The following is a 14,349-nucleotide window of genomic DNA, read 5'->3' on the forward strand; positions in this document are numbered from 1 at the left end:
CGTTAGGCGTCCTTGTCTTGCTCAGACTTACCCGGTACTTTCTTTTGCTCGCTGGTAGTAGTGTCGTTGGTGTCCTCGTCGCTTACTGACTTTTTGAAGCCTTTCACCGCCGAACCCAAGTCACTGCCCATTGAACGCAGTCGCTTGGTGCCGAATAATAACACCACGATGACCAATAGAATTAATAATTGCCAAATACTGATACCCATAATTTCCTCACGCTCGGTTGGCAGGTTGACGCCAACTCATCATTATACTCGCAATCGCTACGACTGCACTGCTTGCTGTTAGCCAAACCGGTTGTCCCGAAACCCAGAACAAGGCGGTAGTGACGACGGTCGCTGCGCTAGCGAGGCCCCACCAAATGCGCCACGAATGCTTGCGTTGGCTATGAATCAGCGCTGCTGTAGCAGCTTGTTGTTGCTCCACCATATGCCGCTGATTGCGCAAATAATCGTACAGCAAGGTTGGCATTTCTGGCATTTTCTCGGCCCAATAAGGTGCATGCTCCTTGACGGAACGCAACACTGCGCGCCAACCTAGCTGTTCTTGCATCCAGCGTTCTAAAAACGGCTTCGCAGTTTTCCATAAGTCTAGCTGCGGATAAAGGGTACGACCTAGGCCTTCAACATAAAGCAAGGTCTTTTGTAGTAACACCAACTGTGGCTGCACTTCCATTTCGAAACGCCGCGCAGTGTTGAACAAGTTGACCAACACGTGACCAAAGGAAATATCTGCCAGAGGTTTGTTGAAAATCGGCTCGCACACGGTGCGAATCGCCGACTCGAATTCTTCAACGTTGACATGCGCAGGCACCCAGCCGGAATCAATGTGCAGTTCCGCCACTTTACGATAGTCACGATTGAAGAAAGCCAAGAAATTTTCAGCAAGATAGCGCTTATCTTCCCGATTGAGCGTGCCAACAATACCAAAATCAATGCCTAAATATTGCGGGTCGTCTGGGTTTTCACGCGACACGAAAATATTGCCCGGATGCATATCAGCATGAAAGAAGCTATCGCGGAACACTTGCGTAAAAAATACTTCAACGCCGCGTTCGGCAAGTTTTTTCATGTCAACGCCAATCGCCATCAGGGTATCGACATCGCTGACCGGAATGCCGTCAATGCGCTCCATCACCATCACGTTGGTGCGGCTATAATCGCTGTACACCGTGGGGATGTACAATAGCGGCGAGTCTTCAAAGTTACGCTTAAGTTGAATTGCGTTGGCCGCCTCGCGCGCCAGATCCAATTCATCCAGCAAGGTTTTGCGGTACTCGCGCACCACTTCTTTGGGTTTCAAACGGCGGCCGTCCGGCAGGTGCTTGGCGAGCACCGAGGCGAGAGTTTCCATCAGGCTTAAGTCAGCGTCGATGGCGCCGCGAATATCGGGGCGTATCACTTTGATCACCACATCCTCGCCTGCGCCCTCACCTTTCTTTAAGCGCGCGGTGTGTACCTGTGCGATCGATGCTGAGGCCAACGGCACCACGGCAAAATCATCAAATAGTTCGTCAATCGACTGTAATTCGAGCGCTTTCTCAATCAGTTGTTGCGCTTTCGCGCCATCAAACGGCTTTACACGGTCCTGCAACTTGGCGAGTTCCAACGCGATATCTGGCGGCAGCAAGTCGCGACGAGTTGACAACATTTGTCCAAACTTGACCCACACTGGGCCTAGTGATTCGAGTGCTAGACGCAAGCGGGCGCCGGGAGACTTGTCTTTATGTTTATTCGGCAGCCAGAACAAGCCAATGCGCGCCATACGAATCGACCATGGCATATAGCGCGGTGGGATCAAGTCATTGAGCCCATAGTGCATAAAGGTGCGGGTGATTTGGTACAGACGCTTCGCTCGCATAATCACTCTCGATGACGGTTCATGTGGCGTTCCAATTGGTCGAGTTTCGCACGTAATTGTTGCACTTCGTGTTGGAACTGCTGAAATTCGGCACGCGCCGGTAATACGCGTTGTTCTTCGATCAGGGTGTCACGCACCCATTGACGCTGATCGCTGCGCCATTGTTGGAACTGTTTTTGACTGCGCCGAAAAGCGTTAGTCACCATTTGCGCGGGTACGTCGCCAATCCGCTGCGACAACTGTTCTGGCCAGTCGATATCGAGATCGGTTACCAATTTACTCAGTTGCTGTGCCAGCAGTGGGTCGCCCTCGATGTCGAGTTTATCGGCTTTAATTAAGCGGGTAATATTGGCGCTATCGCGCAGCTCAGGCAGCACCGCCAGCTCACTGACGATGTGGCAATCGACCGCACCGCTGTCCAGCCAACTCAATAACACCGTGGTCTCTGTTACGGTGACCGTCAACGGCGCACCGAGCTCTTTTAAGGTCACGCGCAGCCGCTTGCCAGCGAGCTTATCGCGCCGCTGTGGGGTCTGCGCATCAAGCGCTAATACTTGGTTGAGCCCCAACTCAAGCAGTTGGGTGGGTAGCACGGTCCATAACATCAGAATTTAAACCCGCGATGCAAGGCCACAATGCCACCGGTGAGGTTATCATAGGTCACGTTTTCGTAGCCCGCTTGCTCCATCATGCCCTTCAAGGTCTCTTGATCAGGGTGCATCCGAATCGATTCGGCCAAGTACTGATAACTGTCGGCATCGCCGGCAATCATTTGCCCCATTTTTGGCAACACGTTGAACGAATAGAAGTCATAAGCTTGCGACAGCATCGGTTGCACTGGCTTGGAAAATTCTAAAACTAACAGACGACCGCCCGGTTTCAACACGCGGAACATCGACTCAAGTGCTTTTTGCTTATCGGTCACATTGCGCAAACCAAAGGCGATGGTGATGATGTCAAACGTATCATTGGCAAAGGGCAGTTCTTCGGCATTGGCTTGCACATACTCGACGTTCGCAACAATGCCGCGGTTACGCAGTTTATCACGACCCACATCTAGCATGGCTTGGTTAATATCAGCCAATACCACTTCGCCTTTAGGCCCGACTCGGCGCGAAAATTGTTCCGTCAAATCTCCCGTACCACCAGCGATATCTAGCACTTTCATGCCCGCGCGTACACCACTGCAATCAATGGTGTAACGTTTCCATAAGCGGTGAATACCAAACGACATCACGTCGTTCATGACGTCGTATTTCTTCGCCACTGAATTAAATACATTGGCAACCAAGCCTTGCTTTTCTTCTTTGCCGACTTGTTTGTAGCCAAAATCAATGGTTTCAGATTTCGAATCTTTCATCTTGCTGCCTTTTCTCAAGTGAGCGCCTAGTGTACTACGATTTTAGGCTTGGGCGTAGTGGTCGCGGCGTGGTAACCAGCGCTGGATCAATGCTTCCGCGCTTTCCGGATACCGCTGCCAAAGGGTCTGCGCTAAGTGTTGTGCTTGTTCCAATAAATAACCGTGTTTCATTACGTCGGCGACACGCATTTCGGTGATCCCGGTTTGCCGTTGTCCCAATAACTCGCCCGGACCGCGCAGCTCTAAATCACGTTGGGCAATGACAAAACCGTCATTGCTATCGCGCAACACGCCCAAGCGTTGGGTCGCGGTTTTCGACAAAGGCGCGTGATAGAGCAGCACACAATGACTGGCAACAGCACCACGCCCGACCCGCCCACGCAACTGATGAAGTTGCGCTAAGCCCAGCCGTTCGGGGTTTTCAATAATCATTAAACTGGCATTGGGAACGTCGACGCCCACTTCAATCACCGTGGTGGCCACCAATAAATCCAGTTCATGGGCCTTAAAGGCCTGCATCACCGCCTCTTTCTCTTGGCTTTTTAAGCGTCCGTGCACCAAACCGATACGTAAATCCGGCAGCGCGGCTGCCAACTGATTGGCGGTATCTTCCGCCGCTTGGCATTGCAATGCTTCCGACTCTTCAATCAAAGTACATACCCAATACGCTTGTCGGTGCTCTTTGGTGCACACGTCATGCACTCTTTCCACCACTTGCTCGCGGCGCGTGTCAGGCACCGCCACTGTAGTGACAGGGGTGCGTCCCGGTGGCAGCTCATCAATAATCGAGGTCGCTAAGTCGGCGTAGGCAGTCATTGCTAAAGTGCGCGGGATCGGCGTCGCGGTCATGATCAGCTGATGCGGCTGAAACCCTTGCTGCACGCCTTTCTCACGCAGCTCAAGGCGTTGATGCACACCAAAGCGGTGTTGTTCATCGATGATCACCAGCACCAAGTTGCTGAAGGTAACCTCCGCTTGAAATAGCGCATGGGTACCGACAATCATCTGAATCTGCCCGCTGGCGAGCGCTGCCAAGGTTTCTTTACGCGGTTTGCTCGCCAGTTTGCCCGCCAGCCAACCCACTTCAATGCCTAACGGTGCGAACCACTGCTGGAAGGTGAGCGCGTGCTGTTCCGCGAGAATCTCGGTCGGCGCCATGAGCGCGACCTGATAGCCTTGACCTATCGCGGTGAGCGCACTTAGCGCCGCCACTAAGGTTTTGCCTGAGCCGACGTCACCTTGCACCAAGCGCATCATCGGTACTGGCTCCGCTAAATCAGTTTGAATTTCAGCTACGACCCGTTGCTGCGCAGCCGTCGGTTGAAACGGTAATTGGTCAAGAAACTTCTGTTCGAGAGCGCTGTGCGGTTGCAGCGCACGCGCTGCATGTTGCTGCTTGATGCTACGCAACTTCAGCAAACTCAACTGATGTGCGACCAGCTCTTCGAGCGCTAGCCGTTGCTGTGCTGGATGGGTGCCTTCTTGTAGCTCGCTGAGGCTGACATCGAGTGGCGGTCGATGCAGCGTGCGGATAGCGGCGGCCAAGTCCATTCCACCTGGGCGCAACGCAGGTGGCATCAACTCAGGTAGCGCAGCGTCATTAAGGTAGGTAAGTGCTTGCTCACTGATCTTGCGTAAGCTCGCCTGCTGCACCCCTTCGGTGGTTGGATACACGGGAGTCAACGAGGTTTCAGCTAGCTGGGGCGCATCGCCTTGGATGATTTTGTACTCCGGGTGAATCATATCCGGGCCTTGCAGCCCGCGGCGTGTTTCGCCAAACAACTGCAACTGTGTACCGGCCGCGAATTGCTTCAGCTGTGCCGCGCTGAATTGAAAAAACACCAAGTTCAGAATACCGCTGGCATCTTGCACCCGAACTTTCAGCATACGGCGCTTGCCATACACCACTTCAGCCTTGACCACATGAGCCACAACCGTCGCGCTGGTGCCCGGCAGTAACGCCGCGATCGGATAAATGCGCGAACGGTCTTCGTAGCGCAACGGCAGGTGCAGCAGCACGTCTTGCACATTGGCAAGCCCCAGCTTCGCCAAGCGCTCTTGCAACTTAGGCCCCACACCTTTCAACACGGAAAGCGGGATCCGATGCAACCCTGCAGACGCCATCGCTACGCTGACCTCATGGCGTGCCACCAGCTTTCATCCGCTACAATCTGACCTTGCTCATCCAACGCGGGATAAGCAATATTCTTGCGCTTACAGAGTTTGGCGAAAATCGGATAGCCACCTTCAAACAGCACCCGTTGACGCTCCGCATGAGACAAGGTCGGACGTTGATACATGCCTGCCGCTTGGCGTTGTCGCTGGGCTTCATACAAAATCACTGCCGCCGCCACGGAAACATTCAGTGATTCCGCCATGCCTACCATTGGAATCACCACATGGTGGTCGGCCAATGCCAGCGCTTGTGCTGAAGTTCCTTGCTTTTCGGCGCCAAACAAAATCGCCGTAGGCCGAGTGTAATCAATCTCGCGAAAATCGACCGCTTCGGCCGACAGATGGGTCACTAACACTTGCTTGCCCTCGGCGTGCAACTGCTCGATGGCGCTCGCCGTCGAGTCATGATGATGCACCTTGACCCAGCGCTGCGAGCCCATTGCAGTGCCGCCTTTGACTTTACCTTTGCGGTCAAACCAAATGGCATGGACTTCGTGTAAGCCAACAGCGTCGGCAGTGCGCACTAGCGCTGACAGGTTGTGATTTTTGTGGACACTCTCGAGACACAGCGTAAGATCGGGTTGGCGCTGGTCAAGGAGTGTATTGATTCGCTGCAATCGTTCAGGTGACATGTTCAATCCAAGAGCGTGTTTCGTGGTTCGTCCGCTCCGCTGTTCGTCCGTGCTTCGCACTGTTCGGTCTTTCGAACAACGAACGCAGTGAGCGCACGAATCACGAACAGAGAGGCGCAGCCGAACGGACGAATATCGAATAACGGTTTTTAGGGAGTATAACTTCATGCGGGCGTTAACCCTAGTCTTTCAACATCGTGATTTTTACGCCCTGAACAAGCCGGCGGGCGCCCCCATGCATGCCAACGACGAACAACTCAGCGTGGTCCACCAACTCGCTGCGCAACTCGACGAACAACTGTGGCCCGTGCATCGACTCGATACACCTACGTCAGGGGTGTTGTTAGTGGCGCGCTCACAACCCGCAGCGGCAAAGCTGAGCCAGCTGTTTGCCGATCACGCCATGCACAAAACTTACCTAGCTGTGGCCGCAGGTAAACCGAAGAAAAAACAAGGCTGGATCATCGGTGATATGGACAAGGTTCGACGCGGCAATTGGCGCTTATTGCACAGCAAAGAGAACCCCGCCCGCACCTATTTTACCAGCACCACATTGCAGCCCGGCTACCGGTTGTATCGACTGCAACCACAGACCGGACGCACGCATCAATTACGCGTCGCACTGAAAAGCTTGGGCGTGCCGATTGTTGGCGACACGCGTTATGGTGGTGAAGCCAACGCGCATTTACACTTGCATGCCTGGCAGTTGGCCTTCAACTACGACGCTGAAGCGATCGTGATAACCGCCCCGCTACCCGACTACGGATTTTTTCCAGCAGTTACTGCACAAATTACGACCAAAGACGGAGTGGCAAACTAACCGCAGTCGTTGCATACTCAAAGACCTATGTTTCGCATAACTATAAGGTCGTCTGTCATGTTAAAACCTACTGCTCTTGCCCTCGCCTGCGCTACCACCCTGTTCGCTAGCGGCTCTGCCTTTGCGCAAGACCCAATTCGGATTTCTGCCGAGCTCGAACAACAGGTCATCGAATGGCGTCGTGATTTGCACCAAAATCCTGAATTGAGTAACCGCGAATTTCGGACTTCGAAAGTCGTCGCTGAGCATTTGCGTGAGCTCGGTATCGAAGTGCAAACGGAAGTCGCTCATACCGGTGTTGTTGGTATTCTCAAAGGTGGCAAGCCGGGACCCGTCATTGCCTTGCGCGCTGATATGGATGCCTTGCCAGTGACTGAACAAACGGACGTGCCCTTTAAATCAACGGCGACCGCAGAATATCGTGGTGAAGAAGTAGGCGTCATGCATGCCTGTGGTCATGACCTGCACGTCGCTATGCTAATGGGTGCCGCTGAGCAGCTCGCTGCCATGCAAGATGACATTGAAGGGACCGTGATGTTCATCTTTCAGCCAGCTGAAGAAGGCGCTCCGAAAGGTGAAGAAGGTGGTGCAGAATTGATGCTGGAAGAAGGCTTGTTTGCTGAACTTAAGCCTGACGCGGTGTTTGGTATCCACGTTTGGTCAGCGGGCACTACTGGGCATATTGGTTATCGCTCAGGCCCATTGATGGCCTCATCGGATCGCTTCGAAATCAATGTGAAAGGTCGCCAGACCCATGGCTCACGTCCTTGGGGTGGGGTTGACCCGATTGTCACCGCAGCACAAATCATCCAAAACACCCAGAATATCATCAGTCGTCAAATTGATATCACCAAAGCGCCAGCAGTGGTGAGCTTTGGTATTGTCGAAGGCGGCGTGCGTAATAACATCATTCCAGACGATGTCTACCTAGAAGGTACCATCCGTAACTTCAGCATGGAAAACCGCGCACAGATTTTTGAAAAGCTGAAAACTACCGCTGAACACACTGCCTTGAGTTCAGGTGCCGAAGCCCATGTGCATATCGACGAAGGTTATCCGGTGACTGTGAATGACCCTGGGCTGACGGAGAAAATGTTGCCCACTATGGAGCGCGTGGCTGGCAAAGATAAAGTGAAAGTGAACGCACTGGTTACCGGCGCCGAAGACTTTTCGTTTTATGCCTTAGAAGTCCCGGGCTTGTTTGTCTTCCTTGGCATCACACCAGAGGGGCAAGACCCAGCAACAGCACCGAGCAATCACTCGCCGTTCTTCTACGCTGATGAAGCAGCGCTGAAAACCGGTACCGAAATGTATGTGAACTGGGTGTTTGATTACGCAGCACAGGAGTAACCAAAATGAGTGCGCAACAGGTCCCATGGTCACAGCTCATTAAGTCAGGGAGTCGTATTTTTATCGGCTCCCACGCAGCGGTGCCACATAAGTTGATTCATGACCTGATGGCACACAGCCAACACCTGCATGATGTCGAAATTGTGCAGGTGTATGCGCTCGGTGACAATCAATGGGCCGAGCCGAAATACAGTCAGCAATTCAAAGTAAATAGCCTGTTCATTGGTGGCCCACAAGTGCGCCAAGCGGTGGCTGAAGGTCGTGCTGACTACACGCCCTGCTTTATGTCAGATATTCCCTCACTGTTTCAAGACGATATTTTACCGCTCGATGCCGCGTTGATTATGGTCAGTCCGGCCGATAAATACGGCTATCACTCGCTGGGAGTGTCGGTAGATATCGTCTCATCGGCGTTGCGCTGTGCGAAAAAAGTCATCGCTCAGGTGAATCCACGTATGCCCGTCACCTTCGGCCAAGCGTTCATTCACAAAGGGCAGATTGATGCCTTTTTCGAGGCTGAAGAAAAGCTGCCAGAAATCGCTGCAACTGAACTCGATGCAGTCACCGAGCGGATTGGTCAGTACGTTTCTCTGTTGATTGACGATGGCGCTACCATTCAAATCGGTTTTGGTAATATTTGTGACGCGGTTTTGCGTTATCTCGGTAATCACCGTGACCTTGGCGTGCATAGTGAAATGATCACCGACGGTATCATGGAGCTCATGCAAAAAGGCGTGATCAACAACCGCAAGAAGACCTATCACCAACACAAAGCAGTCACTAGCTTTTGTATTGGCAGCCAAGCACTGTATGACTTTGTTGATAACAACCCGCACATTGGTTTTTATCCGAGTGAGTACGTCAATTCCCCCGCTAATATCGCGCGCAACGACAATATGATTTCGATCAACAGTGCCATTGAGGTCGACCTTACCGGGCAAGTGGTATCGGACTCGATTGGCCATCAGTTTTACAGCGGTATCGGCGGGCACGTCGACTTCAGCCGCGGCGCGTCGATGAGTAAAGGCGGCAAACCAGTCATTGCACTACCCTCAACCGCTAAAAATGGCACCATTTCGCGCATCGTTCCGCATTTGACCGAAGGCGTGGGCGTGGCAACGTCGCGTGCACATGTGTACTACGTGGTTACCGAGTTCGGTGTTGCCTCGTTGCGCGGCAAAAGCATCCGCGAACGAGCGCTTGAACTGATTCGCGTGGCGCATCCGAAGTTCCGCCAGCAGCTGCTCGAAGAAGTACGTGAGTACTATTACGTCCCTAACTATCAAACCATTAAATCGGTGGAAGTACCGGAACTTGGCGACGTTGGCTTTCGTGAGCTGATCATCGATGGTCAAGAATTTGACTTGCGCCCACTCAACCCAAGCGATGAACGACGCTTACAAGAATTCTTTTATTCGCACACCAAAGAAACGCTGCAAATGCGTTACAACACTGTGCCCACGCAAATGAGTCGAGAAAAGTCCTGCACTTTAGTCAGTGTCGACCAATCGACTGACTTGGCACTCTGCATTGTTCGACAAAAAGGCTCGGCCGCAGAAATCCAAGCCGTCGGGCGCTACTACTATGTCGCCAGCGACAATAGCTGCGAAGTCGCTTTTGTCACCCGCGAGAAGTATCAAGGTAAAGGTATGGCGAGTTTGCTACTGGGCGAAATGATCCGTATCGCCAAATTACGCAAACTAAACCACATGGTGGCCTACGTCCGTGCCGAAAACCACAAAATGCTTGCCGTGTTTGAGCGCGCAGGCTTTAAGCGTCTACCAAGCGAAGAGATGGGTGAAGTTCACCTGAAGTTATCCTTAACCGGCGAGTAGTATTATGTCGATCACTGTTTTTAGCCATCCTAGCTGTATGCAGCATCAAGTGACTGAAATTCATCCGGAAGAACCGGCGCGCTTGAGTGCAATTAATGACCAAATCATTCGCTCTGGGCTGGAGCTGGCCATCACCCAACGCGATGGCCAACAGGCTACCAAAGAGCATCTTTACCACGCGCACGATGCCAACTATGTGAATGATATTTTTGCCCGCGCGCCGCAAGAAGACCACATCTGGCTCGACCCAGACACCTTGATGACGCCAGGTTCACTCAATGCGGCTTTATATGCTGTAGGCTGCGGTCTTAGCGCCGTTGATGAAGTTATGCAAGGTGAGAATCCACGCGCGTTTTGTGCGGTGCGTCCGCCGGGCCACCATGCCTGTTACGATAAAGCCATGGGCTTCTGTATTTTTAATAATATCGCTGTTGCCGCCACCCACGCGTTGCATGCACACCAACTCGAACGCGTCGCCATTGTCGATTTCGATGTACATCACGGCAATGGCACCGAAGATATCTTTACCAACGACGAGCGAGTGTTACTGTGCTCATCCTTTCAGCATCCGTTTTACCCGGACACCGGTGCCGACACTATCAGCCCGCACATTATCAATAGCCCAATGCCGGCGGGTACCGGTGGTAGTGAGTGGCGCACTGAAGTCGAAAGCCGCTGGCTACCAGCACTTGATCACTTCGAGCCGCAACTGATCTTTGTCTCGGCAGGTTTCGATGGTCACGCTGAAGACGACATGGGTAACTTTAATTTACGCGAAGAAGACTATCATTGGTTCGCCAAGCAGATGAAGACACTCGCTGAACGTCATTGTGACGGACGGGTGGTGGCCATGCTTGAAGGGGGCTACGACCACAGCTCCTTGGGTAGAAGTGTGGTCGCGTTTATCAAAGGCTTGATTTAACCCGTAGCCTAATCGGCAAGCTGACTACGGATGAGCTTCTTGTCGATTTTGCCAACGCTAGTGCGTGGAATTTCATCGACCACTTTCATAGTGTCTGGAATCGCCCATTTTTCGATGTGTCCTTCATCAACGAGTGGGGTCATAAAGGCTACGAGATCGTCATAACTCACCTGCGCACCACTGCGTACCGTCACCACTGCGTGTGGACGCTCGCCCCACTCCGCATCAGGTAAACCGACCACTGCGGCCAGCTCGATATCAGGATGCTGACTGATCAGGTTCTCGATATCCAGTGACGATACCCATTCGCCACCCGTTTTAATCACATCTTTAATGCGGTCGCGGATTTGCAAGGTATAGCCGGTATCGATACTACCCACATCGCCGGTGTGCATCCAACCGTTGGCCCACAGCTCGTCACTCTTCTCTGGCTCATTCAAATAGCCCTGCGTGAGCCACGGTGTACGTACTACCACTTCACCCATGTCTTCGCCATTATGGGGCAAGAAACGACCATTGCTGTCGATAATACGCATGTTCACTAATGGCACCGGCTTGCCGGTACGCACCCGTTCACGCACCTGCTGCTCGAGGCTCATATCACCGGCGTCTAGCGGCAACCAAGTGGTGCTAAGTAACGGACAGGTTTCCGACATGCCATAACCGGTATAGACCTGAATGCCGCGCTCGAGTGCCGCGCGGGCAAGGCCTTCGGTGAGAGCACTGCCACCAATCAATACCTGCCAACCACTGAAGTCGATAGCTTTGGCTTTTTCGCTGCTGAGGACCATTTGCAGAATGGTCGGTACACAATGCGAGAAGGTGACCTTTTCAGTGACAAATAACTTAAGTAGCGAGGCTGGCTCATAACGTCCAGGATAGACCTGCTTCAGGCCCATCATGGTGGCAACGTAAGGCACCCCCCACGCATGTACGTGGAACATCGGCGTAATCGGCATGTACACACTCGAAGCCTGCAACAACTGCATGTTGTCGTTCATACTCGTGGTCGCAGCCAGCGCCAGTGTATGCAAGACCAACTGGCGGTGTGAGAAGAACACACCTTTCGGGTTACCGGTGGTGCCGGTGGTGTAGAACGTGGTCGCAATCGCGTTCTCGTCAAAATCGGGGAAGTCGAACTCAGTCAACGCACCTGCCAACAGTTGCTCGTACTCACCAACCACTGCAAACGGTGCGGCCTTAGGTTCGGCTTCATCACTCAAATGAATGTAGCCTTTGACAGTGGTCAGCTGGTCTTTGACTTGCGCGATGAGCGGCAAAAAGTCGTCATGGACCAACACCAAATCATCGGCCGCATGATTCATGGTGTACACCACTTGATCCGGCGCAAGGCGCACATTCACCGTGTGTAGCACCGCACCAATCATCGGAATCGCAAAGAAACATTCAAGGTAACGTGGGGTATCCCAATCCAACACTGCAACGGTATCCCCCTCTTTCACGCCCGCTTCGGTCAGCACATTCGCCAAGCGATGAATGCGTTCGATAAATTCGCTGTAGCTGTAGCGTTTGCCTGTGTTGCCAGCAACAATTTCGTTATCGCCAGCATAGCGTTCGCTCGACAGCAACAATTGCTTGATTAGGAGCGGGTAGTTGTAGGCGTCATCCGCCGGTGGAATTAGTTTTACCGCCATAGCTCGTTCCTTTTGTCCTGTAGAAATTATCGTTATTCGTCCGCTTCGCTGCTCGTCATTCGTGCGCTTCGCTGTTCGATACTGCACGAATAGCGCAGCGCACGAACAATGAGACGCAGTCGAATGTACGAAACACGAATCACGCTTTTGTTTATCACCACTTGCGGGTGACTTCGTAAATGTCAGTGCGTCGATCTTTCAAATTCGTGACCGAGCCCTCGTGATGTAAATACCTTAATTCATCTAAGTTTAGATCAGAGAAAATCAACTGCTCCGTATTCGGCGTTGTCTCAGCCAGAATCGCATCGTACGGGAACGCAAAATCTGACGGCGAGAACACCGCTGATTGCGCGTACTGCACGTCTAAGCTCTCGACCTGCGGTAAGTTGCCGATACTGCCACAGGTCACCACGTAGCATTCGTTTTCGACAGCGCGAGCTTGCGCGCAATGACGGACCCGCAAATAGGCGTTCCGGGTGTCGGTCCAGAACGGGACGAAAAGGATCTCCAAGCCTTCGGCAGCCATTAAGCGGCCAAGTTCCGGGAATTCGACGTCATAGCAAATCAAAATGCCGATTTTGCCAGCATCGGTGTCAAATACTTGGACGTTATTGCCACCTTCGATGACCCAGTCACGCTTCTCGTGCGGGGTGACATGCACCTTGCGCTGTTCTTCGACAGTGCCATCGCGACGGCACAAGTACGATACGTTGTAAATCACATCGTCTTCATCAAGTGGCATCGAGCCGGTGATGATATTAACGTTATAGCTGACCGCGAGTTGCGAAAACTCACGTTTAAAACGGTCAGTGAAACCAGCCAGAAAGCGAATCGCGTCTTTTTGTTGGCTTTGATCGGTTAGCCCCATCAGCGGCGCGTTAAAGAATTCAGGGAACACCGCGAAATCACTTTGGTAACTCGACATGGCATCGACGAAGTACTCAACCTGTTTGAGCATTTCTTCAACCGAGTCAATTTCACGCATCTGCCATTGCACCGCGCCAACGCGCACATTGCGGATACGACTGCCGAGAATATTGTCCGCCGGCTCGTACAAGAAGTTATTCCACTCCAACAGCGTGGCAAAGCCCGCCGAACGCTTGTCTTCGGGTAAGTAGCGGCCCAGTAAACGTTTTACGGTGAAATCATTGGCCAACTGAAACGTCAGGATCGGATCGTAGATTTCGCGGCGATGCACCGCTTCGATGTACTGTCCTGGCGTCATTTCGTCGGCGTATTTGTGGAAGTTAACAATACGCCCACCAGCCAGAATGGCTTTCAAGTTCATTTGCCGACAGAGCTCTTTGCGTGCGTCATACAAGCGACGGCCTAAGCGAAAGCCGCGATAGTCAGGATGAATCAGTACGTCCAAGCCGTACAGCGCATCGCCTTTGCGGTCATTGAGAATGTTTTCGCGGGCGTCCATCAGGTCATCGTAAGTGTGCGGGTTACTGAAACGCGCATACTTCACACGCACAGTTAGTGCTACGCCAACCAGCTTACCGTTATCTTCAAGCAGAATTTGCCCTTCTGCAAACTCTTTGGCCAGCTTCAGGATGGTATGCTCACCCCAGGCACCGCCGATATCCGGATAGACCTTATCCATTAATTCTTTCAGGGCGGGGTAATCTTCTTTGCGCAAATTACGTAATTGTAAGTGCAGTTCATCGGGGCTCATAGACATCCTTTTGATTCCTTAGTACAACATAAGACTTAGTATGACGAAGTCGTAGTAAT

General features: G+C 52.6%; 12 protein-coding genes. 4 read left to right on the forward strand and 8 right to left on the reverse strand.

Annotated features, from left to right (window positions below):
- Nucleotides 1–2: 2 nt before the first annotated feature.
- The 6 genes from tatA to trmH are packed head-to-tail and all read right to left on the reverse strand — an operon-like array spanning nt 3 to nt 6,030.
- Nucleotides 3–209, reverse strand: a complete 207-nt coding sequence (tatA, locus tag ACJ8W9_RS10185) for a Sec-independent protein translocase subunit TatA (RefSeq protein WP_411359532.1) — start codon at nt 207–209, stop codon at nt 3–5.
- Nucleotides 210–216: 7 nt separating this feature from the next.
- The gene (gene ubiB / locus ACJ8W9_RS10190) at nt 217–1,863 is read right to left on the reverse strand and encodes a ubiquinone biosynthesis regulatory protein kinase UbiB (protein WP_411359531.1); all 1,647 of its coding nucleotides are present in this window, start codon (nt 1,861–1,863) and stop codon (nt 217–219) included.
- A gap of 2 nt (nt 1,864–1,865) precedes the next feature.
- Entirely contained in the window at nt 1,866–2,468 is a 603-nt protein-coding gene (locus tag ACJ8W9_RS10195; protein WP_411359530.1) for an SCP2 domain-containing protein, read from the reverse strand.
- Nucleotides 2,468–3,223 carry a bifunctional demethylmenaquinone methyltransferase/2-methoxy-6-polyprenyl-1,4-benzoquinol methylase UbiE gene (ubiE, locus tag ACJ8W9_RS10200; protein ID WP_411360999.1) on the reverse strand — a complete coding sequence of 252 codons (756 nt, stop codon included), beginning with the start codon at nt 3,221–3,223 and terminating at the stop codon, nt 2,468–2,470. Before ubiE ends, ACJ8W9_RS10195 begins: the two co-directional genes overlap by 1 nt.
- A gap of 42 nt (nt 3,224–3,265) precedes the next feature.
- Nucleotides 3,266–5,347: an ATP-dependent DNA helicase RecG gene (gene recG / locus ACJ8W9_RS10205; protein WP_411359638.1), complete on the reverse strand. Its 2,082-nt coding sequence runs from the start codon at nt 5,345–5,347 to the stop codon at nt 3,266–3,268.
- Between the two features lie 2 nt (nt 5,348–5,349).
- A complete protein-coding gene (gene trmH / locus ACJ8W9_RS10210; protein WP_411359528.1) occupies nt 5,350–6,030 on the reverse strand; it encodes a tRNA (guanosine(18)-2'-O)-methyltransferase TrmH in 681 nt (226 codons plus the stop codon).
- A 166-nt stretch (nt 6,031–6,196) separates the two neighbouring features.
- Between trmH and ACJ8W9_RS10215 the strand changes: the two genes are divergently transcribed.
- From ACJ8W9_RS10215 to ACJ8W9_RS10230, 4 genes are read left to right on the forward strand one after another with little or no spacing between them, the layout of a single operon-like run.
- Entirely contained in the window at nt 6,197–6,850 is a 654-nt protein-coding gene (locus tag ACJ8W9_RS10215; RefSeq protein ID WP_411359527.1) for a TIGR01621 family pseudouridine synthase, read from the forward strand.
- Between the two features lie 57 nt (nt 6,851–6,907).
- Nucleotides 6,908–8,200, forward strand: a complete 1,293-nt coding sequence (locus ACJ8W9_RS10220) for a M20 family metallopeptidase (RefSeq protein ID WP_411359526.1) — start codon at nt 6,908–6,910, stop codon at nt 8,198–8,200.
- A gap of 5 nt (nt 8,201–8,205) precedes the next feature.
- The gene (locus tag ACJ8W9_RS10225; RefSeq protein WP_411359525.1) at nt 8,206–10,035 is read left to right on the forward strand and encodes a GNAT family N-acetyltransferase; all 1,830 of its coding nucleotides are present in this window, start codon (nt 8,206–8,208) and stop codon (nt 10,033–10,035) included.
- A 4-nt stretch (nt 10,036–10,039) separates the two neighbouring features.
- Nucleotides 10,040–10,957, forward strand: a complete 918-nt coding sequence (locus ACJ8W9_RS10230) for a histone deacetylase family protein (RefSeq protein WP_411361000.1) — start codon at nt 10,040–10,042, stop codon at nt 10,955–10,957.
- Between the two features lie 8 nt (nt 10,958–10,965).
- On the opposite strand, the gene ACJ8W9_RS10235 is transcribed toward ACJ8W9_RS10230, so the two are convergent.
- Nucleotides 10,966–12,612: a fatty acid--CoA ligase gene (locus ACJ8W9_RS10235; RefSeq protein WP_411361001.1), complete on the reverse strand. Its 1,647-nt coding sequence runs from the start codon at nt 12,610–12,612 to the stop codon at nt 10,966–10,968.
- A gap of 154 nt (nt 12,613–12,766) precedes the next feature.
- Nucleotides 12,767–14,290, reverse strand: a complete 1,524-nt coding sequence (locus tag ACJ8W9_RS10240; RefSeq protein ID WP_411361136.1) for a GNAT family N-acetyltransferase — start codon at nt 14,288–14,290, stop codon at nt 12,767–12,769.
- Between the last annotated feature and the right edge of the window lie 59 nt (nt 14,291–14,349).

Origin of the sequence: Pseudidiomarina salilacus (assembly GCF_047323925.1) — a bacterium.
GTDB classification, from domain to species: domain Bacteria; phylum Pseudomonadota; class Gammaproteobacteria; order Enterobacterales; family Alteromonadaceae; genus Pseudidiomarina; species Pseudidiomarina salilacus.